The sequence below is a fragment of the Exiguobacterium sp. s123 genome, from assembly GCF_018617075.1.
Taxonomy (GTDB): domain Bacteria; phylum Bacillota; class Bacilli; order Exiguobacteriales; family Exiguobacteriaceae; genus Exiguobacterium; species Exiguobacterium profundum.
This window is the reverse complement of sequence record NZ_JACSJL010000004.1, coordinates 69,121-92,161: the sequence shown is the minus strand read 5'-3', so window position 1 is coordinate 92,161 and position 23,041 is coordinate 69,121. Positions and strand designations below refer to the sequence as shown.

Below are 23,041 nucleotides of genomic sequence, written 5' to 3'. Positions count from 1 at the left end.
ATGAAAGTATGTACAGTAGGTCTTGGATATATCGGATTACCGACATCGGCTGTCTTTGCGAACTATGGCGTCGACGTCGTCGGAGTCGATATTTCACAACATGTTGTTGATAAATTGAACCGTGGAGAGATCCACATTGAAGAGCCAGGTCTCGGCGAAATGGTCGCAGACGTCGTGGCAAAAGGGAAATTCCGTGCATCACTCTCACCAGAGAAAGCAGATGCCTTCATCATCGCGGTCCCAACACCGAACAACGACGACGAGCACAAATCATGTGACTTGACGTACGTCTTAGATGCGACACGCAAAGTGTTGCCATTCGTTGAAAAAGGCAACGTCATCATCGTTGAGTCGACAATCGCACCACGTACGATGGACGACTTCGTCAAACCACTCGTCGAGGAAGCTGGATTCACTGTCGGTGAAGACATCTATCTCGTACACTGCCCAGAGCGCGTATTGCCTGGACAAATCCTTCATGAGCTCGTGCACAACAACCGCATCGTCGGTGGAATCACGACAGAATGTGCAGAAGCAGGCGCACGCGTCTACGGTACATTCGTTGAAGGTGAAATCGTGAAAACGGATGCGAAGACGGCAGAAATGTCGAAACTCATGGAAAACACGTTCCGTGACGTTAACATCGCACTCGCGAACGAACTCGCAAAAGTATGTAACGACTTGGACATCAACGTTCTTGACGTCATCGAGATGGCGAACAAGCACCCACGTGTCAACTTGCACAGCCCAGGCCCAGGTGTCGGTGGACACTGTCTCGCGGTCGACCCGTACTTCATCGTCGCGAAATCACCTGACCTCGCGAAAATCATCAACTTGTCACGTGAGACGAACGTCTCGATGCCACACTACGTTGCAGACAACGTTCAGAAGTTGACTGCTGGAATCGAAGATGCGAAAGTCGCGGTCTTTGGTGTGACATACAAAGGAAACGTCGACGACATGCGTGAGAGCCCAGCGGTTGAAATCGCTGAAATCTTGCTTGACCGTGGCGTGAACATCTCTGTTCACGACTCACACGTTGAAAAATCAACATCAAGCCGTTTCGAGCTCGTTTCAAAAGAAGAAGCACTCAAAGATGCGGATCTCGTCCTCGTATTGGTTGACCACAACGAGTTCAAAGTCCTCGACTTCGCAGAGCTCAAGTCAACGATGCGTCGTCCGATGATCTTCGACACACGTAACATCGTGAAACCAGAAGGTGAAGACGTAGCGGTCGTCAACTACGGCAACCTCTACAAATATACAAAGGAAACGAATCTCGTTCTTTGATTCAGGTGAATGAACATGTTTAAATCCGCGAAAGCTATTCTTTCAGAGCTAAAGTCGAGCTTGTACTTGATTTTCCGTCTCGCCACGTATGAGACGCGAAGCAACAACTCGATGCAGTACCTCGGATTTTTATGGGAGTTCGTGACACCGTTATTGCAGATTGGAGTTTACTGGTTCGTATTTGGATTTGGTATTCGAAGCGGCAGGCCGATTGATGGCGTGCCGTTTCTGCCATGGTTGGTCGCAGGGATTGTCGTCTGGTTCTTCATTGCCTCGGCGATCACCTCGACGGCCCGATCCGTCTATTCGAAAATCGGCATGGTCTCCAAAATGAGCTTCCCAATCTCGACGATTCCGGCATACGTCTTGCTCGCACTCTTCTACCGCCACGTGGCGCTAGTCGGTGTCTCGTTTATCTTGATGTGGGCATTCGGATTCCCGATGGGGCTACATTCGCTCTGGTTTATCTACTTGGCGTTCAGTGCGCTCGCACTACTGTACTCGCTCGCCTTGATTACGTCCGCGCTCACGACAATCGTGCGCGATCTTCAAAACCTTCTTCAGTCGATGATGCGGATGTTGATGTATTTGACACCGATTTTTTGGGTGCCGCCGGCGAAGCTCGCGAATATCCTACAAATCAATCCGCTCTATTATTTAGTCGAAGGATATCGGTCGATGTTCCTCGGAACCGACTGGTTGGCGACTAACTGGGCTTACGGTCTCTATTACTGGGCCATCGTCGTCGTTCTCTTCTTCGTCGGGTCGATGATTCATTTGCGTTTCCGTCGACACTTCATCGATTACATTTGAGGAGGACCTTATGTACCAGGTTAAATTTGAAAACGTATCGAAACGATATACGCTTTATAACAAGCAATCTGATAAGCTGAAGGAGATCTTCTTCAGTAAAGCAGGGGGCAAACAGTTTTACGCGCTCCGCAATGTCACGTTTGAAGTTCCACCCGGGGAAGTGGTCGGGATTATCGGCATTAACGGGTCAGGGAAGTCGACGATGTCGAACTTGCTGGCTGACGTGATGCCGCCGACGCACGGGAAAATCGAACTTCACGGAAAGACGGCGTTGATTGCGATCTCTTCTGGTTTGAACGGTAACTTGACGGGGCTCGAGAACATCGAGCTCAAAGGCTTGATGCTCGGGATGACAAAACAGGAGATCATCGACTTGACCCCAGCCATCATTGAGTTCGCCGATATCGGCGACTTCATCAATCAGCCGGTCAAGACGTACTCGAGCGGGATGAAGTCCCGTCTCGGATTCGCCATCTCCATCAACGTCGACCCGGACATCCTCGTCATCGATGAGGCGCTCTCGGTCGGGGACCAAACGTTCACCGACAAGTGTCTCGCCAAGATGAACGAGTTCAAAGACCGTGGGAAGACGATCTTCTTCATCAGTCACTCGGTCTCACAAGTTCGCCAATTCTGTACGCTCGGCCTTTGGCTCGAGTTCGGAGAAGTGCGCGAATATGGACCGGTCGATGAAGTCGTTCGGGAGTACAATAAGTTTTTGAAATGGTTCCGCAACTTGTCAAAAGAGCAACAAGACTCGTTTAAAGCCGATAAGCTCAAACGTCGTACGACGGTCGTCGATGCGACGGAGCTCGGAGAGACGTATATCTTACCGCCTTTGACAGAAGAACAACTACAAACACGCCATTCGTCGGTCGCTGTATCGAACGAAGCGTGAGCAATTGGGAGGAGGAAGCACGGCGAAGTCAGACCGTGCGAAACGACCTATGAAAAAAGTCATGACCGTCTTTGGGACGCGACCAGAAGCCATCAAAATGGCACCACTCGTACTTGAGTTGAAAAAACGTGAAGGGGTAGAACCGATTGTCGTCGTGACAGCGCAGCACCGTCAAATGCTTGACCAAGTGCTCGAGTTGTTCGAAATCAAACCGGACTATGACCTCGACATCATGAAGGACAAGCAGACGCTTTACGATGTCACATCACGCGTATTGAAAGGGATGGGCGAAGTTATCGCTGAAACGAAACCAGACATCGTGTTGGTCCACGGGGACACAACGACGACATTCGCGGCATCACTCGCAGCCTTCTACAACCAAGTCGCAGTCGGTCACGTTGAGGCTGGCTTGCGCACACACAATAAATATTCACCGTTCCCGGAAGAGATGAACCGCCAATTGACGGGTGTCATGGCTGACCTTCATTTCGCACCGACGGAAACGTCGCGTGACAACCTCCTTCGTGAAGGCAAGAACGAAGAGATGATCTTCGTCACAGGGAACACGGCAATCGACGCACTCAAAACGACAGTCCGTGACGACTATGCGAGCGAATTGCTCGACAGCATCCGTTCACAAGGTCGTCGTCTCGTCATGTTGACGGCACACCGTCGTGAGAACTTGGGTGAGCCGATGCGCAACATGTTCCGTGCGGTCCGTCGCTTGATCGAGAAGTATGATGACATTGAAGTCGTGTATCCGGTCCACATGAACCCGGTCGTTCGTGAACTCGCTAACGAGATTCTTCACGATGTCGAACGCGTCCACTTGATCGAACCGCTCGACGTCTTCGACTTCCACAACTATGCGGCGACGTCGCACTTGATCTTAACGGATTCAGGTGGCGTACAAGAAGAAGCACCATCTCTCGGTGTACCTGTCCTCGTCCTTCGTGACACGACAGAACGTCCAGAAGGTGTGGCTGCAGGAACGCTCAAACTCGCAGGGATCGAAGAAGAGAACATCTTCTCGCTCGCGGATGAGCTCTTGTCTGACGAAACGGCATACAAAGCGATGTCACAAGCATCGAACCCGTACGGTGATGGTGAGGCGTCACGTCGAATCGTCGATGCTATCCTTGCCAACTAAATGAAAGCGAATAGAGTTGTTTTGTGCCCAGCACAGCAACTCTTTTCTGTATCATCATCCTAACGATTCGGAGGTGCTTGTATGTCAACGAAGCGAATTCGTCCGGCGATTTATCATTACTATCCGCGCGGACCGCATAAAAATCATATGTCGATGCGCGAAGAAGAATACAAGACAGAAGTCACATTTTTACCACAAGCGTTAACGGACTCGATTTACGTCCAATTGTTTGATTTGAAGTTTGAGATTCCACCGTCAAAAATCTTTTTGGCAGACGCCAAGATGGATGAAGGGGACGAGATGGAAATGAAGACTGCCGTTTATGTCGAAGGCGATCGCACCGTTCGATTTGAACTGTACGTCATGCAGTACTCAGATGAGGAGCGTCTTTCGAACAAACGTTTCTCGCTCACGTTGAATCCGGGGATGAATCCGATTGAAGAAGTCGTGAAACAGATGGAAGGCGCCAAGTATTTCAAGATGTCGTACAAATACATCGTCGAGACGCTTGACCCGATCACAGTACGATTCGATGACCTCTATGTAACGTTCCGCTGAACGGAGCAAGTCTTAAGGGAGAAAGGGACCATTCGGTATGTTATTTAGTTCCACGGTATTTCTATTTTATTTCTTGCCGGTCGTGCTGTTGTTGTACTTCGTGTCACCACGCTGGCTGAAGAATACGATTCTACTCGTTTCAAGTTTGTTCTTCTACGCATGGGGTGAACCACGTTTCGTCCTCATCATGCTCGCTTCAATCATCATGAACTACTTCTTCGGCTTCATGGTCGATAAGTATCGGGACGATGCGAAGAAGATCAAATGGACGATGGCGCTCATGCTTCTCGGAAACCTCGGGATGCTTGGGGTCTTCAAGTACGCGAGTTTCTTCGTCGAGAACGTCAACTCGGTGTTCGGCTTCTCGCTGAACGACCCGGAGATCCCGCTACCACTCGGGATTTCATTCTTCACGTTCCAAGCGATGAGTTACGTCATTGATGTGTATCGGAACGATGGGCGTCTCCAGAAGAACTTGTTCGACTTGGCACTTTACGTCTCATTCTTCCCGCAATTGATTGCCGGACCGATCGTCCGTTACCAAACGGTCGCAGATGAGATCGTGGACCGCCGTGAGACAGTCGATGACTTCGTTTCAGGAATTCAACGATTCGTTATCGGTCTAGGGAAGAAGATGATTTTGGCGAACAGTTGTGGATACGTCGCGGATCAGGTATTCAGTCAATCGGCCGGGGATTTGTCGACGACACTCGCCTGGATCGGAATCATCGCCTACTCACTACAGATTTACTTTGATTTCTCCGGTTATTCGGATATGGCCATCGGTCTTGGTCGGATGTTTGGGTTCCACTTCCTTGAGAACTTCAATTATCCGTATATTTCGAAATCGGTGTCTGAGTTTTGGCGTCGTTGGCACATCTCGCTCGGAAGTTGGTTCCGAGACTACGTGTACATCCCACTCGGGGGGAATCGTCAAGGGGCATGGAAGACGTATCGCAACTTGACCATCGTCTGGTTATTGACTGGCGTATGGCACGGGGCGAGTTGGACATTTATCGCCTGGGGTCTCTATTATGGGATCTTCATCATGTTCGAACGGGCATTTCTCGGGAAATGGCTCGCTGCGTGGCCGGCATGGCTCGCGCATGTGTTCACATTATTCGTCGTCGTCATCGGTTGGGTATTCTTCCGTGCCGATAACTTCACATACGCGATTGACTATCTGCAAGTCATGTTCGGCTTACACGGCGGTGAAGTGTTCGATCAAACGGCATACTTCTATCTCGTCCAATACGGAACGGTTCTTCTGTTGGCGATGATTGCTGCCACACCGCTTCCGAAGATGCTGGTCGCTCATTTCTTGCGCCACGAGGTGGACTCGGAACGTCCGGTTCTTGCCGCGAGCGCAGGTCTTGCCCGAGCAGCTTATATCTTGCTCATTTTCGGCATCTCGATTTCGTACGTCGTCTCGAGTACATTCAATCCGTTTATTTATTTCCGGTTCTAAGGAGGGCTGACAATGGAACAACAAACCAAAAGCGAACAAGTCCGTTCGAAAGGACGGCGCCTCTCTTGGGTGGTCAACAGTATCCTCTTGCTCGGCTTCCTTGGCACCATCTTTTATGGACTTGCCGTTTATGCCTTCGGTAACGAGCAGGAAAGCTCGGCCACCGAGGGACGCATATTGGCGAAGCGTCCTGAGCCATCCATCGAAACGATTTTAAATGGGTCGTACATGGAAGAGTTCGAGGCGTCAGCGAACGACCAGGTGTTTGAGCGAAACCTGTGGATTGAAACGCAGGCCTGGGTGCAACTGAACGTGTTGCAACAACAGATGAATAACGGCGTCATCAGCATCGATGGATTCTTGTACGGTCCGGATGCGAACGAAAGTCAGTATTCTTCGCTCGGTGTATTCTTCAAAGAGTTCAAAAAAGAGATGGATGATGCCGGCATCCCGTCTTACTTCGCCTCGGCACCGAGTAAGCCGGTCTATGCGACGCGACAAAACATCTTCCCGTCTTACATCGAGTCGGCGGATGCGGAGAATCGTGATGAGTTACATGAGCGGATCGAAGAGAACGGCATCCCGCTCATCGACTTGGAGGAGACGCTCGGTGACGAACCGGGCGAGGATATCTATTTCAAAACCGATCACCACTGGCGAGCAGAAGGGGCATTCCTCGCGTATGGTCAAATCATGGACCGTTTAAGCGAACAGTTCCCGGATGCGCCGGTGTTGACCGCAGATGAGATAGACGTGAAGACGGTCGACGGGACGTTCTACGGGTCACATGCCCGGGAAATCTCGATGCCGTATGTCGAATCGGCGGACACGTTCACGTATCTCGAACCGAAAGACGGATTCACGACGACGGTCTGTCGAAACGGGGATGACTGTGGACATGGCGTCCTCGACAAAGACGTGTTGAACAACACGGACGACTTCACGAACTACTACAACTTGTTCATGGGTGACAACTACGCCCTCGCGAAAATCACGCAGGAGAATCCGAAAAATGACGATCATCTCCTCGTGTTGAAAGATTCTTATGCGAACCCGGTACTCGGCTACCTTGGCGAGTCGTTCGGGACGGTATCGGCAATCGACGTTCGCTATCTCGATGACTACGATGTCAGCATCGCGGAATATGCGGAAGAGAACGATGTCGATGCGGTTCTGTTCTTACACAATGACCGAATCACAGGACTCGGGTCGATGTATCAAGAAGGTCTGTGATCGAACGCGATTCCTTCGAAAAGGCAGGTGCGCTTCATGAACGTATTGCTACCGGTACTCTTCCACTCCGCGATGGGTGGGCTTCATCGACACATTCTCTCATCTGTGAAAGTGCTTATTCGAGAGGGTCATGAGGTGACCGTCGTCTGTAAGCCAGGTCCCTTTGCCAAAGAGGTAGAGGCGCTCGGTGGGCAGGTCATACGAACCGATTATTCCAATGAGGACGTCACCCGTGTGATCGATGCGGTAGGGACACAATCCTTCGATCTGGTGTATGCCCATCCGTTCGATTCACGACAGGTCGGCCTAGCGGTGGCAGAGACACACGGCATCCCGTTCGTCCTCGTCATCCATGGGATGTATTATGATGAGATTGAGCAGTATCATACGAGCGTCTCGCGAGTGATCGCCGTCTCGGAACGGATCGCGACCCATCTCGTGGAGCACTGTCCGGCCATCGAATCGAAGCTCATCGTCATTCCGAATGGAGTCGATGATGCATTCGTCCCGGATGTGACGAGCGTGTCGTCAGAGCGCGTGACGGGTCTATTCACCTCGCGACTAGATGCGGACAAACTGTTCATTTTAGATGTCTTTTTGGATGCGCTAGAAGACGAGCGGATCAAGTCTTTACCGATTGATTGGCTCATTGTCGGGGACGGGACACAACGGGAAAAATACGCATCACGTTATGAGGAAGCGCTTGAAGGGACCAGTCAGACGATGGACTGGCTTGGTTGGGTCGAGCAAGACGATTTACCCGAAGTGATGCGTCGTGCCGATTTCGTCATCGCCCCAGGGCGCTCTGCGCTAGAAGGGATGGCGGTCGGCAAACCAACCATCGCCGTCGGGAGCAAAAGTTATCAGGGGCTGGTCACACCTTCGACGTGGCAAGATATTGCGAGTACGAACTTTGGTGGCATCGGGACGAAATACGATGGATACACATCGGGTCGAATCGGTGATGCCATCCTCGAATTGATGGATGAGACGACGAGACGAGAGCTCGCACGTTTCTCGGCCGCACTCGTGGATGAACATTTCCGTGATGAAGCGGCGCAACGGCTTCTCCTTGATCTGCTCGAAGAGGTGAGACGAGAGGGACCTAAGGAAATCGATTTGGTGGCTCGTTATCCACACGTTCGTTACGACCAACTGCATGCTCGTCGTGCGAACCGGATCTGTTCATGGAAATTAGCGGATCGGGAGCAACGACTGGAAGCCATGCGCGAGGAGCTCGAGACGACTAAGCGACACCTTGATGAACTTCGTGCGATTCAATCGAATCAGTCTACCGAGATCAGTCAGTTACGATCAGCCCTTCAGCGATTGTCCGACGAAACCGAATAAACACAACAAGAAGGTTATAACGTGACGATTAAACGTGATCAGCAAGACCATTTGGTTGTTCTACGAGCGACATATCAAGGAATCAATCAGCCGATTCCAATCATCGTCAAATGATCGAAGCAATAAGAAAGAACGGAGTCGCAACTGTGCGACTCCGTTCTTTTGGTCAATGTGCTGTGAAGCGAGCTGGTCCAATCGAAGAGACGAGACGCGTCGCGGCACGCAAGCAATCCAGCTGTCTCGAATACACACGGCTCACATCGGAAAAGGCAGAGGGGAGATGGTCTGAGTCTAACGGACCTTGTCGCATATAGGGAGATTCCCCGGCGCCAAGCGGTGTCGGATGAATCACGAACTTATAGTGAGTCGGGTCGAGCTCGACAACCTCAATCTCTGCAAACAGTCGTGCATCGCGTGTATACAAGAAGCGGGTGGATAACCACTTATCTGAATCTGTCATGGTTCACCAGTCCTCCCTCAAGAAGTCTTACCTCCCTTATCATAAAACAATTTTTGGATATTTCAAATGTTATTTTCATATTTATGTAAATATACTTACTTGAAATTGTAAAAAAGAGCGGATTCGTGCAATCATTTCTTTGTTTGAGTAAAGTTAGGAAAGAACGTACGAAGGCGGGGTGACAACATGAGAAAAAATGCGACTGGAACATATCGGTTCCTCATCATCCTTGGGGCGAAAGTGAATGGGATACGACCATCCCGGGCGCTCCAACATCGAATTGACGTGGCTGCCGCCTATGCGAAGGCACATCCTCAAGTCGAACTGATCGCAACAGGTGGACAGGGACCAGATGAAGGGATGGCGGAGGCGTGTGTCATTGAACGAGAACTGATGGCGCAAGGAATCGATGCTACACGGATTCATGTGGAAGCGACATCGACGTCGACAATCGAGAACTTTGAGCATAGCCGTCCGTTTTGGGACGGAGCATCAGGTGTGACAATCGTGACGAATGACTTTCATGTGCCGCGGGCCCGTCTGATTGCGAGACTGTATTTTCAGCTCGAGAGCGATGCCCTTTATGCACCGACCCCACCGCTTGCGAAAGGGCGATATCTCATTCGTGAAGTATTGGCGTATGTGAAGCTGTTGGGACGTTATGTATTCAATCGAACATGAACGAGGAGAGAGTGGAGACATCCACTCTTTTTTTATTTACTTTTATTGTAAATAAGCAACAGGTAATACGTACAAAATATGGTAAAATGATTCGTATTATGTTATAGAGAGGTGAATTATGAACTGTCCCAATTGTTCAAAAGAACTGAGTGCCACGCAACAGTTTTGCCCAAACTGCGGCACGAAGGTGGAGCCCATGGCTTCTGTAGAAGAAACGAAACCGACATCACCCGTTGAGACGAAGATGACATCCTCCAAAAAACGAGTCGGGAAAGGGTTAATGATTACGGCATTATCTTTATTATTGATTGCAGGTGCGACGTATTTTGGATTTTATCAATTCATGTATACCCCTGAAAAACAAATCGAACAGATTCGCGCAGCCGTCACGAGTGAGGATGCCAAGGCACTCGCCCCGCTATTGCGACTCAAAGAAGCAGACGTGACAGAGGCACAGGCGGCGGCCTTGTTGACAGGGCTGAGTCAAGCAGAATTGATGGAATCGACAGTGGACTATTTAGACCGTGCCAGTCGTTCCATCGGAGCATCGAATGAGGGCCTTCCGCTTCGGTTACGGGAGATCGGAAAATCGTACGGCGTATTCAAGCGATACGGTCTTGAGTTGATTCCTCAGACGATGTATGTGTCGAGTAACTTTGATGCCATCACGGTGTCATTGCCTGACCCATACGGAAAAGAAAAACTGGCTTCTGAAGGAGATCAAGTCGTCATTCGGGATGCGTTTCCAGGTATGGTCGAAGTCGCTGTGAAATATGATGGGCAATATGGACAAGATCAGGCGGTCAAAACGTTCAATAGTTTGGAGTCGTCCAATTCAGATGAACCGTTCATGGTCGCATTCAAAGGATTGAGTGTCGAGCTAGATCAAACATACGATGACGCTCCGTTGATTGTGAATGGGGAAGACTCAGGCAAAACGATTGGAGAATGGAAGACATACGGACCCGTTCCGAAACAAGGCGTAACGTTGAGTACGTATATTGACATGCCATGGGGGACGGTGGAGTCCAAACAGGTTCTCGCCAAACCGGGTAGTAAACCGGTCAAGTTTGACCCACAAGTGGATGCCGATACGATCGCGTTCACGGAAGACATTATCACGCGTCACGCCGAAGAATGGGTGAACTTCATGTATTACGAAGATTTGAGTGCATTGACGGTTGTAACTGACGAGGCTTACCTGGCCAAACAACGAAAAACATATGACATCATGCAGTCAGAAAATCAGGAATGGTATGGCTCGTTTGATGGTGTGGAAGTGATTAACCAAAAAACGAAGCTCACGACATGGAATAAACAGATGGCGATTGAGACGGAAGCGGTCGTTGGCATCAACAGTCAGTTTGTGACGGATGGCGAAGAAGATGCGCCCCAACGTTTAGTGAAGTCGAGATTCCGCTATGTCATCGCCGAACCATATGACGATGGAACATATCATATCGTAGAAGCGACATATTTAGAATAGGAGAGATGGACATGAAAATGTGGCAACAACAGTCTGCGCTATTAGATGCAGCAGAAAGTATCAAGGACTTACAGGCACGCATGGAAAAATCAAAGAAGGCTCGGGGGCAACTGCTTCTTGAGCTCGGACAACAACAGTATCGTCAATTGATGCAACAAGGTCGTTCGGAAGAAGTGGCGCAGATCATGGAACAGGACGTCCTCATCTATGAGGCAAGTCGTCGCATCCGTGACATGCAGGAGGCGATGAAACCACATCGCTGTACATCGTGTGATGCACCACTTGAGAAGGATGCAAAATTCTGTGGATCGTGTGGCACACCGGTCCCGCAACCGGATGTTCGTCCGAAACAAGCATGCAATTCTTGTGGTTCCCCACAACCGCTTGATGCCTCGTACTGTGCATGCTGTGGAGGGAAGATGGAGGTGACCGCATGAGGTATTGTCACCAATGTGGCCATGCAAATGAAGACCACAATCAATATTGCGAACGGGACGGTGTCCAACTAGAAGGGACAGATACGACCTATCGATTCGATGTATCGACCGGTCAATTCTGCACGAGTTGTGGTACTGCCCGAGCGTCGCATGAACTGTACTGTCACGCATGCGGTCAAACGGCACTCGAGCCGTCGACGAGTATCAATCGGATGGAGGAGTCCCTTCGTACGGTCGCCGCGACGGGGACACAAGTGATGTCTCAGTTGAGACGAGTAGCCGGTAAACGAGACGGTGCGACGAAGTTGTCCTTTTCAAATGAATCGCTCAGGTCATTGCGTGTCAATCAGACGGACGTAGTGCGTGGAGCGTTGTTCGGTCTTGGATTTTTACTCGTTCTTCTGTTGATTGCAGGGAGTTTGGTCGCCATGCTTCCAGCAGAGGCTATTCCATCACTTGCAGATGAGTTCGAGATTTATCTTTCTTCATTCAATGCAACGATGTTCCTCGCTTTTCTCATCGGAGCGAAAGTGTACTGGTCCATCACGACAGAACAAGTGAATCAGCTTATAGCCAATGAAGGTGGAGGTGCTGCTGATTATTGGCAAGTCGATGGGTTTGCTTCTGCTCAGTTCGGAAACTACTTCATGATGTACGGCGGAATCTTCTTGATGATTGCCGCTGTGTATGTCTTGATTCGACAGACGTCGACGTTGAGCAGTGTGCTCAGTCGGATGGCGGGATTCATGGTGACGGTTCTCGTCGGATATGCGTTGATTTACGCCTTCGCTTTTCATCCGCCACTCTTTGAAATCGCGTGGCTCAAAACCATTGCAGCGACGACGTTGATGCTTCTCTTTACACTCGGATTGGCTTATTTGATTTCGATGCCGTTCCAGGGAGAGTGGAAGATTGCGCAACAAGGCGTTCGGGCGTTATTGACGGTCACACTCGTATCGACGTTTGTCGGTATCGGTTACTTTGGTCTTCAACTCAATAAAATCGATGAGGGAGAACGCCTCGAGTTTGTCGACAGCGAAGAGCTGATGTATTTGACCGGACAAGCGGTGAGTATGAACTGGCAGACCATCGGACATGGTGGAGAACAATCATTATGGGTTCAGTCTCCTATGGGATCTTATGAAATGGGCATGTCATTATTTGGAGATACGGCTCCAAGAAAAATTGAAAAAGCAATCGAAACCATGAATGAAGAGGTCGGTGGAGTAGAGGATTTCATTTTGAATTCCGTGTATATGAATACAAAACCAGAACTTTCTGTTGGTGAACCGATTGATGTGATGACTGTCTCACCAATGATTTTTGGGACGTTGACCGAAATGTATGAGGCGGATCTCGCAAATGATGAAACGCGTTCTGAAGCATTGTACAAGGACGGTGTCTTCTCTTGGTTGCTACTATTATTAGTCTTGAATGTCGTGATTTATGCTATGTTCGCTAAGGGGCATATTCATTCATGGCAGGCAGGAATCTGGTTTGTGGCTTCTGCACTTATCGCATTCATCGTCTGGCAGTGGTTCTTGAATAACGGTATGTTCGTTGAGTTGAACGAGGTTCTGATTTTTGGTATTGCCACGGACGGCCTGAGTATCGCAGGATCGTTCATTGCGCTCGTCTTGATCACGCTCGGGGTACTCCTTGGTTGGGGAATGAAAAAACTGAAGATCAACTAAACAAAACAAGCACGGACAGCTTCCTGTCCGTGCTTGTTTTCAGTATTCTTCTTCCCGTGATAATTCATCGGAGCCAAGATTTTGCACAATCTTCATTTCGCCATCCTCATAGCGGACCGCATATGTCGTCTCGAATGTCGCTCTCACACTAGAGTCGTCTTCTTTGATGATGCGGTACGCTTCATTTGTGGTGACGGTCGCGGTTTCATCATCTTCGATCGAGTCACGATTTTCACCATTCACTTGAATGGAGATGACTTCCGTGTATAGATGGTCTTCTTTGATGCCTTTGGTGAAGAGGGTATTGTTCAAGTAATCTAATGTCTGTGACTGGAACGTCGATCCCTCGGCAAGAAATGTTTCGACTTCAGACGTATCCGTTGAATAAGTCGCGCTCGTAAAGGCGTCGATAAAAGAATACATAAACCGGTCGACCTCATCATAGGAGACTGGTTCATAAAACACACCCGTTTCTGCCTCGGTATCCGGGAGAGCAGCTTCCTCTTCGACTTCAGGAGCTTCTTCCGACTCTTCTTCCTCCGTCGAAGCGGAGAACGATTGTTGTACATCTTTTGCTGTCGTCGTCTCTTTTGAGGCGAGCGGTTCATTCCATTCCGACCATAACCATACGCCTAATCCGATCACGGCCACAAGGGCAATCGGGACGGCCCACTTCCAAAGGGGAGGACGGGTCGATGTCGTTTCGATTTTCGTGCCACATTGTGAACAGTGGGATTGTCCACGCTTTAGCGTCGCCCCGCATGCTGTACATTTATTCATAGCAATCACTCTTTCCATTTTTAGTATTATTTTACCGCTTCTATCAAGATTCTGAAACGGAGGATTATGGATTTGAGTCAATCAAAAACTAGGCCATTGCACTCGCAAGAGCCTAGTTTGCTTGACAGCCGATTTCTTCGTTCAGTACGTGGCCAAACGCTTCGGCGCCCTTGATATTCAAATGGACCCCGTCACTTTCAAAGTACGCTTCTTTCCCGATTGACCGTTCATGCCAATCGATGAGGGACACGTTCTCGTGAAGTTCACTTGCCCGTGCGAGTTTTTCATTGACCTCACTTTCCCATGGACGCGGGACACGTGTGTTGATCAAATAGATCTCATCTGCTCGTTCGAACTGCTTGAGCAGCGTTTCGAGTTGCTCCATTTTGAAGGCACCGTTCGTTCCGAGATGGAGGAACACAACGTGCCCCGGAGCATTATAGGATTGGTACTGTGAGGCAACTGGGATTGCATCACGAACTTGACGTCCGATTTGGGCGTCAATTTTCATATTCGGGAAGGCATCTGCCAAGTATTCGTTCAATCCGAGCATGACCGAGTCGCCAATCGCGAGAGCCGGTGGACATGTTCGTTCTTCTGGTTTTTCAGTTGGTGCTGTGTTCTCATCTGTCGGTTGATCTTCGGACGGAACATCCTCTGCCTCTTCGGATTCCGGTTCTTTCGGAACGTCCGGTGTGTCATCTTTTGGCATCGGTACTTTCACGACAGGAATCTCATCTTCGACCGGCTTCGACTCAGAGAACGCCAGGATGGTCAAATTCCCAACGAGAACGAGTGAGAGCGCGGTCGCACATGCCGTGGCGGCGAAGCGTGCGCTCGGGTGCGTCGGTGTCGAGACGAGCTGACGGAACGCATGTTTGAATCCATTTCGGCGAATCGGTGTCTCGACGAAACGATACGACAACTCGGCGATCAAAAGCGTCAACGCCACTTGTCCGACGGAAAGAAGTGGCGAGAACGTCCCGAGTCGGTCGAGCGGTGTCGACAGAATGATGACCGGATAGTGCCACAAGTAAATCCCATACGTCCGGGTGCCAATCACGCGAAGCCAAGCGCTTCCAAACAGTCGTGACCAAATGGTCGCCGGATGGGCGACAGCGGCAATCAATAGGGCGGATAGGAACGCGACGAGCAAGAAGCCTCCGTAATAGAGGAACGCGTCGTAGGCGTTGACGGTTCGGATGATTCCGACGATGGCGATGAGCGAAATGGCGCCAGCCCCATTCAAAATGTGACGTCCGATCTTCGGAATCGTCTCTTTAAACGTGTCCGGGCGCCAACCGAACGCGAGGACGGCTCCCATAAGCAGACCGAACAAGCGTGTGTCGGTCCCGTAGTAGACGCGACTCGGGTCGGCTTCTGGTACATATCGGAATGCCATCCAGGCGGCGGAGACGAATAAAAGTGCAGCGAGTAGTTGGAGCAATCGCTTCCGGAACGCGAGACCGACGAGTAGGAGTAGCGGCCAGACCGCATAAAACTGTTCTTCGATTGAGAGAGACCATAGGTTTTGAAGCGGCGATGGCTTTCCGAAACTTTCGAAGTAGGAGACTTCGTGGAAGATATACCACCAGTTGTTCACATAGGCAAGTGCCGCCAGTGAATCCTGTCGCACCGTATCGAGCAAGGAGCGGTCAAACAGCGTCACATACGTCATCACGACAGACAGCATCAAGACGAGCGCCGGCAACAAACGACGGAAACGTGCGACATAGAATCTTTTCAAATCGATTGTGCCGGTCTTCGTCCATTCGCGAATCAAGATGCCGGTAATCAAGTAACCGGAAAGGACGAAGAAGACATCGACACCGAGGAATCCCCCGGATATGTAAGGTACATTTAAATGATATAAAATGACAGCCAAGACGGCGAACGTGCGCAAGCCGTCGAGACCAGGCATATACGTTGTATGTTTGAGTGGTTTCATGCCCCCACTTCCTTTCTAGTAAAGCGGACATTTCCCTTATTTTTCAATCCATCCTTCAGTATAACGAGCGAGGAAGAGGGAATGGTTTCAAAAGATTAACAATCAAATGACGTGAAAATCCAATAAAAAAAGGGACACGAGGTCCCTTGCACTTTACATCAGATTAATCAACGACCCACCGAGTACCCCGGCGATGACGAGTGACCACGGTGGTAACTTCCAATAAGCAATCATCACGAACAGGAAGGCAGCGAACACGAAGTCGACCGCACCGTTGACGGTACTCGTGAAGATCGGGCTGTAGAATGCCGCAATCAAAATCCCAACGACCGCCGCGTTGACACCGATGAGGGCACCGGCGACTTTCGGGTTGTGACGGAGCGCGTCCCAAAATGGAAGTGCTCCGAGGATGAGCAAGAAGGCCGGCAAGAAAATGGCGACCGTCGCAAGGATGCCACCCGGCACACCATTAATCACCGTTCCAAGATAAGAAGCGAACGTGAAAAGCGGACCAGGAACGGCCTGAGCGGCACCGTATCCTGCAAGAAAGGCTTCTTCACTCAAGAAACCAGCTGGTACAAGTTCTCGTTCTAGTAGTGGCAAGACCACATGTCCGCCGCCGAAGACGAGGGCACCGGCCCGGTAAAAGCTATCGAACAAGGCAATCGTTTGATTCTCAAACGTCTCCCGTAAAATCGGTAAGATGACGAGAAGCGCCCCAAATATCGACAGCAGAACGGCCCCGAGACGTTTCGAAATGGGGAACGCGCTCGATTTCGCATCGAGGCGGTCCGGCTTGAACAACAGGAATCCTGCGAGTGCCGCGAGGAGAATGAACAACACCTGACTGAACGTCGTCTGCCAGAGCAAGACGCCCGCCAAGGCGAAAAAGGCAATCGTTCGGGTCTTTGTATCAGGTGTCAGTTTGCTCGCCATCCCTAAGATGGCATGGGCGACGATGGCGACGGCGACGACCTTCAAACCGTAGAGCCAGCCTGAGTCGGACACGTCGAGCCCTGACAACAATAAAGCGAACAGAATGAGGGCAACGACCGACGGCGTCGTGAAGCCGATAAACGAGGTGATCCCACCTAATATGCCACCGCGGACAATCCCGATGCCGATCCCGACCTGTGAACTGGCCGGTCCAGGTAAGAATTGGCATAAGGCGACGAGGTCGGCATATGCTTTCTCATCCATCCATTTGCGTCGTCTCACATATTCCTCGTGGAAGTAACCGAGGTGGGCGACCGGACCACCGAATGAGGTGAGACCTAGCCTCGTTGAAACGAATAAAATTTCTAGTAACGTCTTGAACGTTACACGTTGTGTCGTCATATCTTCACTCCTTAATTTCTTTGAATAACTCGTATGCCTTTTGACGGGCTTCCGCCAACACAGAACGTCCTTTTTCGGTCGTCACGTAGTTTTTGCGAACGTGTCCATCGACCGTCTCGTTTTCACGAATCAAGAGCCCGTCTTTCTCCATCCCGTGCAAGATCGGGTAGAGCGTACCGGCACTGATTTCATAACCGTGCTCCCGAAGCTCATCGACCATCCATGCTCCGTACACGGAATGTTCCGCGGCGTGGTGCAAGATATGGATGTGGATGAAACCGAGAAACAGCTTCCGCAAGACGCGGTCTTCCATACGTGTCATCTCCTTAATATCGAAATTCGATATCGGTTTTCGAAATCAGTCTAACAAAGGTGAGGGGATGGGGCAAGGGAAGAACTTTCACTTTACGAAAACTTAAAATAAAAAGTTGGGAATGAGTTCGGAAAAAATAGGGAATCTATCACAAATGAGGTAAACTGAGTGGAGATTTTATTTGCTGAGGAGGAAGTGACGTGACAACCCCCCATCATTCTTCATACGACACATTGTTGCGTTATATGCCCCAAGGCTACGTCGAGTTTAAAGTGATTTACGACGACGCTTCGGAGCCGATCGACTATGAATTCTTTGAAGTGAATCCTGCCTTTGAGAAAATCATGAAGGGGAAGCGAAAACACTTCATCGGGAAAAAAGTATCAAGCGCCTTAAAGGACTTTGAATATAGTGAGCGGGAGTGGATGATTCAAGTGGCACACGTCGTCAACGAAGGTGGAACGGTGACGTTTGAACACTTCTCTCGGCGCAACAAGTCATGGTTCGAGATGTCCGTGTTCAGTGAACGCCAAGGATTCGTATCGGTCATGTTCCATGACATCACCCGACATGTACAAGAAAACAATGCGTTGAAGCAGCTCGTCAACGTCTCCCATCGCTTCGTCTCGACGGGTAGCGATTTATTGATGAATCAACAATTCCTCGACCAGATTCGTGATTTCACGGGAGCGAAGGCGGTCGCGCTCAATTTAATGGAGAACGATGGAGAGTCCTACACGACCGTCGCCTTATCCGGCATTGACGAGATGTTAGAAAGAAGTCTCGATATCCTTGGATTTCATCCGGTCGGAAGGAAATGGCCGATGACGGATCAGCGGCGTGACCTGTTCAAACAATCAAATCCTCGTGTATTTGATGGGATTGGTCCACTTATTGATGGTGCGCTTCCAACACGTCTCGTTAAAAATCTACTTCGAATTTTCTCGCTTGGAGAAGTCGTTCTCTTCAAAATCGAGAAAGACGGTATTTTATACGGAGACTTGACGATTGTGATGGAGCAAGGGAAACAAGCGAACCGCCTCGGTCTCGTCGAGTTGTACCTCGTCCATGTACTTCAGCAATTGACGAAAGCCGATCATCAAGTGGGTGAGACGAAGAAATCAATGTTCGATGGATTTGGCACGCTCGACTTGGAATGCATCATGGCCTTCAACACACGGCAAGTGCTACACTTGAACGATACGTGGGAGCGCGTATTAGGGTTTTCGCTTGATGAGTTGGAGAATATCGATTTTCTTAGTCTGATTCACCCGGACGATGAGGTGATCACGGAAGCAGGATTTGTGGAGCTTGAAGAACGTGGCGAGTTGTTCCGATTCGTCAACCGATTCCGGACGATCGACGATACGTACCGCTCAATCGAATGGCATTGTAAACTTCAAGGGGATTACATTTATGCGGTCGCCAAGGACGTGACAGACCGAGTCCAATTGGAAGAAAAATTGGCCGATCGGGACCGCCTCTTGACGAAACTATCCGACCAAATCCCGGGTGCCATCTATCAATTCGAATTGTTGCCTGACGGAAGCTTCAACTTCCCGTTCTTTAGCCGGGGCTTTGAAGATATGTTAGGGATTTCGGCAGAAGAGGTACAGAGAGATGCGAGTCTTGTCTTCCGGCGGATGCACCCGGACGATTATCCGCATGTCATGCAATCGATTGATGAATCGTATCGTAATTTAACGATTTGGGACGCGGAATTTCGTGTGTTGAGCGAGGACGGACGAACCGTCTGGATTCTCGGGTCATCTCGTCCGGAGAAGATTGCGGAAGGACATGTCTTATGGCACGGTTATATCGGAGATGTCACGGAGAAGAAAACATATGAGAAAGAGATTGAATATCTCAGTTATCACGATCAATTGACGGGTATTAAAAACCGACGTTACTTTGAAGAGGCGCTGGAGCGCTATGATGATGAGCATTTTTATCCGCTCACACTCATCGTCATCGATATCAATGGGTTGAAGCTCACAAACGATGCGTTCGGACACTTGGTCGGAGATCAACTGCTCGTCGAAGCGGCGAATATTTTACGAAATGAATTGCGCGCGAAAGATGAAGTGGCCCGAGTCGGAGGCGATGAGTTCGTCGTCATCTCCCCGAATACGACGCTCGATGAGGCGAAACAACTGTCGGACCGTCTCGGTCGTCTCTTCCACGAACAGACGGTAGAAGGGTTACCGATTTCCGCATCGTTCGGTGAAGCGGTCAAGCATGACTCGAATGTAGAATTGACCGAGGTGTTCAACTTAGCGGAAGACCGGATGTATCACCATAAGGTTTCTGAAAAGCAGAGTCGACGCCACCATTCCATCCAAATCATCATGCGCACGCTTTATGAGAAGATTCCGCGCGAAGAAGCGCATTCTCAACGGGTCGCCAATTTAGCGGGGAAACTTGCGGAAGCGATGGGCTTCACGAGTGCCGAAGTGAATGAGATTCGAACGGCCGCCATTTTACACGATATCGGAAAAGTGGCAATCAGTAATGACATTTTAGATAAACCTGGCGCGTTGACCGAATCGGAATGGTATGAAATCAAGCGCCATCCGGAAATCAGTTACAATATTTTGAGTACGGTACCCGAATATGTCGCCTTGTCCGAGATTGTCTTGGCGCATCATGAACGTTGGGACGGTAAAGGGTACCCGAAAGGCTTGAGTGATTATGACATCCCGCTCGCCTCGCGAATTATCGCCGTCGCCGATACGTTCGATGTCATGGTGACGGGGCGACCGTATCGACAAGCGAAGACGATTGACGAGGCACTTGCCATCATCAAACAAGAGGCAGGGAAACAGTTCGATCCGACGCTCGTCGACGTCTTCTTTGAAAAAGTCGTGCCGACACTTCAACAATAAACAAGCGAGTCCTCCTGAATGTGGGGGACTCGCTTTTTCAAACGGTCAGGGGTCGTTTCTTCAACACGAGGATGGTGAAGAGGAAGACGATGCCGGTCATGCCGATCATGACAAGGATGGAGAGGAACGGGAACTGTCCCTCATACATCGTGATGACACCGTTATTTAACCAATAGGTCGGCAAGAAACGACCGACGAGTTTCAATGAATCCGGTAACCAAAGGAGGCTGATGAATGCCCCACCGGTGATAGCGGATGCCATCGTGACCGAGATTTGAAAGATGTTCGCCTTCTCCCGATTCGTCGCAAAGACGGCGATGAGACCACCGAGTGCCAGACAGACGAGCAAATAGGAAGAAAACAAGGCGAACACGGTCGGAAGATGTGTCCATACGTCCTGACCATATAGAGCGAGGCTCACACCAATCAACAGCATCACGTAGACGAAGCCGACGAGATAAAAGGCGAGGAGCAGGGAGGCGAAGTAACGCCGTGGTGTCACCGGTGAGGCAAACAACCGCGCATAAATCTTCTCGTCCCGGTCGTCTGCGACAAACATGGGGATGAACTGGAGAAAGGTCGACATCATGATGAACGACAATAGACCGAAGAAGGCTTGTGTCCGAGCGGTCGTGGCGACACTTTCCTGAAAAGGTTCACTTGAAAGTGTGTAACCGTTCGCCGTCTCAATGGATGCGAGCTCTTCGAACGTCGCTTCCTCATAGTTGCTCGCTTCGAGCAGTTGACGTTCGCGGGACAGATGACCGTTCAGCGCCTGCTCGATCAACGAGGCATCACTCCCGGCGATCGCAGAGAAGGAGAGGCGGGGCATGTCTCCTGTGAACGCCTGTTCCGTGAAGTCTTCTGGAATGATGAGGACGATATCTTCTCCTTCTAACAAGACATCCTCCGTGCTCGATTCGAGCAATGTGACCCGACCAAATCGTTCGGCCTCGTCAATGAGACGTTCGGCGAGGAGTCCACCATCCCGGTCGACAATCCCGATGGATGCGTTCAAACTGGACGTACCACCGACGAAGGAGAGGATGAGCGCGAAACCGAACATCGACACGAAGGTGAACACCCACAGTCCTTTCTTTCGAAGCATCCGTTTGGCCACATGTCTAATGAGTACCATGACGCTTCACTCCTTTCGAGAGAATGTAGCTGAATGCGATCAAGACAAGGAGATGAATCCCGAGCAATCCGAGACTTTGCCAATACAGATTCATGTCCCCTTCCCGCAGGAGGACGGCTAGCATCCCGTCCCGCATGAAAATCGGCATGAACACGTAGGCAGCCCACGGCGCGTAGTTCAGCGTCACTTGGTCAAAACCGGGGACATAGCCACCGGATAAGATCATGAGGATGGCGACGAAGCCGTTGACGATCGCATCCTTTGTCGTCGCGCTCAACTTCGGCAAGTTGACGATCAGGAATCCGATGGCGACCCCGTACGCGGTCAAGGCGAGCCAAGACAGGATCAGATAGCCGAACTGCACGTTCGCCAAGTCGAATGTGCGATAGACGAAGTGACTGAACCAAAACAAGAGAATGAGTTGCAACAAGATGATGACGTAGCGACTGAACGTCCGCGCGAGTCGATACTCGACCGTTCGGACGGGTGCCGCTTGGATGCGCAAATAGCTGCCTGTGTTCGGCTGTTCTTCTCGTGCCATCGCCGTGATATAAAACGACCCGAACAATGCCGTCATGATCGAGATGGTGACGGTGAAATACTCGAGCGACGTCGGGGTGCGTCCCGCCAGGTCGACACTTTCCGTATCGAGCCACGCCTCATTCTCGTAAGGGGCCGACACGCCTGTTTCGGCGAGCGTGATCTGTTGATTGGCGATTGCCGTATACTGACCGAGGATGGCATCGAGGACGTCGAACTCGACGGTCGTCGGTTCCTCATAAAAGAGCGTGATGTCAGGTCCGTCGAGTTGCAGTATGACGTCGGCATCGCCATCGTTCACACCTTGTTCGGCAGATGGGAGGTCAGCGTATGGAACGAGTCGGATGAAAGCTTGAATGTCTTCTTCTTTTAAAAAGGCCTCGAGTGGCTCGCGATACTGGTCGGTCGACGATTCGACGTAGGCGACGTTCGTGACCGGCAGTTTGAACGTGTCACTGAAGACGGCCGACAGCATCGTCCCTAGTCCAAAGATGAGGATGAGCGGAAAGATGAGCATCCAAAAGAGGGTGGCTCGGTCCCGTAGTCGCTGTTTTACATCATATTTGATGAAGGTCCACATG

General features: G+C 50.4%; 20 protein-coding genes and 1 pseudogene. 14 read left to right on the top strand and 7 right to left on the bottom strand.

Features of this window, described 5'->3' with window-relative positions:
- The 8 genes from KNO72_RS08535 (at position 1) to KNO72_RS08500 (ending at position 8,760) form a co-directional block, all read left to right on the top strand.
- Positions 1–1,290: a nucleotide sugar dehydrogenase gene (locus tag KNO72_RS08535; protein ID WP_012727111.1), complete on the top strand. Its 1,290-nt coding sequence runs from the start codon at positions 1–3 to the stop codon at positions 1,288–1,290.
- 15 nt (positions 1,291–1,305) lie between these two features.
- Positions 1,306–2,103, top strand: a complete 798-nt coding sequence (locus tag KNO72_RS08530; RefSeq protein ID WP_251025511.1) for an ABC transporter permease — start codon at positions 1,306–1,308, stop codon at positions 2,101–2,103.
- Between the two features lie 10 nt (positions 2,104–2,113).
- Positions 2,114–3,001, top strand: a complete 888-nt coding sequence (tagH, locus tag KNO72_RS08525; RefSeq protein ID WP_012727109.1) for a teichoic acids export ABC transporter ATP-binding subunit TagH — start codon at positions 2,114–2,116, stop codon at positions 2,999–3,001.
- A gap of 49 nt (positions 3,002–3,050) precedes the next feature.
- Positions 3,051–4,151 (top strand): non-hydrolyzing UDP-N-acetylglucosamine 2-epimerase, encoded by a 1,101-nt coding sequence (wecB, locus tag KNO72_RS08520; RefSeq protein ID WP_012727108.1) that lies wholly within the window; start codon positions 3,051–3,053, stop codon positions 4,149–4,151.
- A gap of 81 nt (positions 4,152–4,232) precedes the next feature.
- The gene (locus tag KNO72_RS08515; protein ID WP_012727107.1) at positions 4,233–4,709 is read left to right on the top strand and encodes a hypothetical protein; all 477 of its coding nucleotides are present in this window, start codon (positions 4,233–4,235) and stop codon (positions 4,707–4,709) included.
- Positions 4,710–4,746: 37 nt separating this feature from the next.
- Positions 4,747–6,177: an MBOAT family O-acyltransferase gene (locus KNO72_RS08510; protein WP_214757812.1), complete on the top strand. Its 1,431-nt coding sequence runs from the start codon at positions 4,747–4,749 to the stop codon at positions 6,175–6,177.
- 12 nt (positions 6,178–6,189) lie between these two features.
- Positions 6,190–7,410, top strand: coding sequence for a DHHW family protein (locus KNO72_RS08505; protein ID WP_214757810.1), 1,221 nt, complete (start codon positions 6,190–6,192; stop codon positions 7,408–7,410).
- Between the two features lie 36 nt (positions 7,411–7,446).
- On the top strand, positions 7,447–8,760 hold the full coding sequence (locus KNO72_RS08500) for a glycosyltransferase family 4 protein (RefSeq protein ID WP_214757808.1): 1,314 nt from the start codon (positions 7,447–7,449) through the stop codon (positions 8,758–8,760).
- Between the two features lie 166 nt (positions 8,761–8,926).
- On the opposite strand, the gene KNO72_RS08495 is transcribed toward KNO72_RS08500, so the two are convergent.
- Entirely contained in the window at positions 8,927–9,220 is a 294-nt protein-coding gene (locus tag KNO72_RS08495) for a hypothetical protein (RefSeq protein WP_012727102.1), read from the bottom strand.
- Positions 9,221–9,406: 186 nt separating this feature from the next.
- Here KNO72_RS08495 and KNO72_RS08490 point away from each other — a divergent pair, with 186 nt between their 5' ends.
- From KNO72_RS08490 to KNO72_RS08475, 5 genes and pseudogenes are all read left to right on the top strand, one after another.
- A complete protein-coding gene (locus tag KNO72_RS08490) occupies positions 9,407–9,901 on the top strand; it encodes a YdcF family protein (RefSeq protein ID WP_214757806.1) in 495 nt (164 codons plus the stop codon).
- Positions 9,902–10,019: 118 nt separating this feature from the next.
- Positions 10,020–10,085, top strand: a pseudogene (locus tag KNO72_RS15885) (zinc-ribbon domain-containing protein); the annotation flags it as partial.
- Between the two features lie 12 nt (positions 10,086–10,097).
- Complete coding sequence (locus tag KNO72_RS08485) at positions 10,098–11,387, top strand: TcaA 3rd/4th domain-containing protein (protein ID WP_251028309.1); 1,290 nt, start codon at positions 10,098–10,100, stop codon at positions 11,385–11,387.
- Positions 11,388–11,398: 11 nt separating this feature from the next.
- Positions 11,399–11,824: a zinc ribbon domain-containing protein gene (locus tag KNO72_RS08480; RefSeq protein ID WP_214757802.1), complete on the top strand. Its 426-nt coding sequence runs from the start codon at positions 11,399–11,401 to the stop codon at positions 11,822–11,824.
- Positions 11,821–13,518 carry a zinc ribbon domain-containing protein gene (locus KNO72_RS08475; RefSeq protein ID WP_214757800.1) on the top strand — a complete coding sequence of 566 codons (1,698 nt, stop codon included), beginning with the start codon at positions 11,821–11,823 and terminating at the stop codon, positions 13,516–13,518. The genes KNO72_RS08480 and KNO72_RS08475 overlap by 4 nt, the downstream gene beginning before the upstream one ends.
- Before the next feature lie 39 nt (positions 13,519–13,557).
- Here the strand turns inward: KNO72_RS08475 and KNO72_RS08470 are convergent, their stop codons facing one another.
- The 4 genes from KNO72_RS08470 to KNO72_RS08455 all read right to left on the bottom strand — a co-directional run bounded on the left by KNO72_RS08470 (position 13,558) and on the right by KNO72_RS08455 (position 17,897).
- The gene (locus KNO72_RS08470; RefSeq protein WP_214757798.1) at positions 13,558–14,298 is read right to left on the bottom strand and encodes a zinc ribbon domain-containing protein; all 741 of its coding nucleotides are present in this window, start codon (positions 14,296–14,298) and stop codon (positions 13,558–13,560) included.
- A gap of 112 nt (positions 14,299–14,410) precedes the next feature.
- Positions 14,411–16,246, bottom strand: coding sequence for an acyltransferase family protein (locus KNO72_RS08465; protein ID WP_214757796.1), 1,836 nt, complete (start codon positions 16,244–16,246; stop codon positions 14,411–14,413).
- A 153-nt stretch (positions 16,247–16,399) separates the two neighbouring features.
- Entirely contained in the window at positions 16,400–17,584 is a 1,185-nt protein-coding gene (gene chrA / locus KNO72_RS08460) for a chromate efflux transporter (RefSeq protein ID WP_214757794.1), read from the bottom strand.
- Positions 17,585–17,588: 4 nt separating this feature from the next.
- On the bottom strand, positions 17,589–17,897 hold the full coding sequence (locus tag KNO72_RS08455; protein WP_214687333.1) for a PadR family transcriptional regulator: 309 nt from the start codon (positions 17,895–17,897) through the stop codon (positions 17,589–17,591).
- Between the two features lie 200 nt (positions 17,898–18,097).
- Here KNO72_RS08455 and KNO72_RS08450 point away from each other — a divergent pair, with 200 nt between their 5' ends.
- Positions 18,098–20,782 (top strand): HD domain-containing phosphohydrolase, encoded by a 2,685-nt coding sequence (locus KNO72_RS08450; RefSeq protein ID WP_214757792.1) that lies wholly within the window; start codon positions 18,098–18,100, stop codon positions 20,780–20,782.
- Between the two features lie 37 nt (positions 20,783–20,819).
- Here KNO72_RS08450 and KNO72_RS08445 read toward each other — a convergent pair whose 3' ends face one another.
- Both KNO72_RS08445 and KNO72_RS08440 read right to left on the bottom strand, forming a co-directional pair.
- The gene (locus KNO72_RS08445) at positions 20,820–21,920 is read right to left on the bottom strand and encodes an ABC transporter permease (protein WP_214757790.1); all 1,101 of its coding nucleotides are present in this window, start codon (positions 21,918–21,920) and stop codon (positions 20,820–20,822) included.
- On the bottom strand, positions 21,907–23,040 hold the full coding sequence (locus tag KNO72_RS08440; RefSeq protein WP_214757788.1) for an ABC transporter permease: 1,134 nt from the start codon (positions 23,038–23,040) through the stop codon (positions 21,907–21,909). Before KNO72_RS08440 ends, KNO72_RS08445 begins: the two co-directional genes overlap by 14 nt.
- Position 23,041 lies beyond the last annotated feature (1 nt).

Bases quoted from the DNA above. Each gene is read 5' to 3' on its own strand.
- KNO72_RS08535 (WP_012727111.1), top strand. From the start codon at position 1: ATGAAAGTATGTACAGTAGGTCTTGGATATATCGGATTACCGACATCG.
- KNO72_RS08530 (WP_251025511.1), top strand. From the start codon at position 1,306: ATGTTTAAATCCGCGAAAGCTATTCTTTCAGAGCTAAAGTCGAGCTTG.
- tagH (WP_012727109.1), top strand. From the start codon at position 2,114: ATGTACCAGGTTAAATTTGAAAACGTATCGAAACGATATACGCTTTAT.
- wecB (WP_012727108.1), top strand. From the start codon at position 3,051: ATGAAAAAAGTCATGACCGTCTTTGGGACGCGACCAGAAGCCATCAAA.
- KNO72_RS08515 (WP_012727107.1), top strand. From the start codon at position 4,233: ATGTCAACGAAGCGAATTCGTCCGGCGATTTATCATTACTATCCGCGC.
- KNO72_RS08510 (WP_214757812.1), top strand. From the start codon at position 4,747: ATGTTATTTAGTTCCACGGTATTTCTATTTTATTTCTTGCCGGTCGTG.
- KNO72_RS08505 (WP_214757810.1), top strand. From the start codon at position 6,190: ATGGAACAACAAACCAAAAGCGAACAAGTCCGTTCGAAAGGACGGCGC.
- KNO72_RS08500 (WP_214757808.1), top strand. From the start codon at position 7,447: ATGAACGTATTGCTACCGGTACTCTTCCACTCCGCGATGGGTGGGCTT.
- KNO72_RS08495 (WP_012727102.1), bottom strand. From the start codon at position 9,220: ATGACAGATTCAGATAAGTGGTTATCCACCCGCTTCTTGTATACACGC.
- KNO72_RS08490 (WP_214757806.1), top strand. From the start codon at position 9,407: ATGAGAAAAAATGCGACTGGAACATATCGGTTCCTCATCATCCTTGGG.
- KNO72_RS08485 (WP_251028309.1), top strand. From the start codon at position 10,098: ATGGCTTCTGTAGAAGAAACGAAACCGACATCACCCGTTGAGACGAAG.
- KNO72_RS08480 (WP_214757802.1), top strand. From the start codon at position 11,399: ATGAAAATGTGGCAACAACAGTCTGCGCTATTAGATGCAGCAGAAAGT.
- KNO72_RS08475 (WP_214757800.1), top strand. From the start codon at position 11,821: ATGAGGTATTGTCACCAATGTGGCCATGCAAATGAAGACCACAATCAA.
- KNO72_RS08470 (WP_214757798.1), bottom strand. From the start codon at position 14,298: ATGAATAAATGTACAGCATGCGGGGCGACGCTAAAGCGTGGACAATCC.
- KNO72_RS08465 (WP_214757796.1), bottom strand. From the start codon at position 16,246: ATGAAACCACTCAAACATACAACGTATATGCCTGGTCTCGACGGCTTG.
- chrA (WP_214757794.1), bottom strand. From the start codon at position 17,584: ATGACGACACAACGTGTAACGTTCAAGACGTTACTAGAAATTTTATTC.
- KNO72_RS08455 (WP_214687333.1), bottom strand. From the start codon at position 17,897: ATGGAAGACCGCGTCTTGCGGAAGCTGTTTCTCGGTTTCATCCACATC.
- KNO72_RS08445 (WP_214757790.1), bottom strand. From the start codon at position 21,920: ATGGTACTCATTAGACATGTGGCCAAACGGATGCTTCGAAAGAAAGGA.
- KNO72_RS08440 (WP_214757788.1), bottom strand. From the start codon at position 23,040: ATGTGGACCTTCATCAAATATGATGTAAAACAGCGACTACGGGACCGA.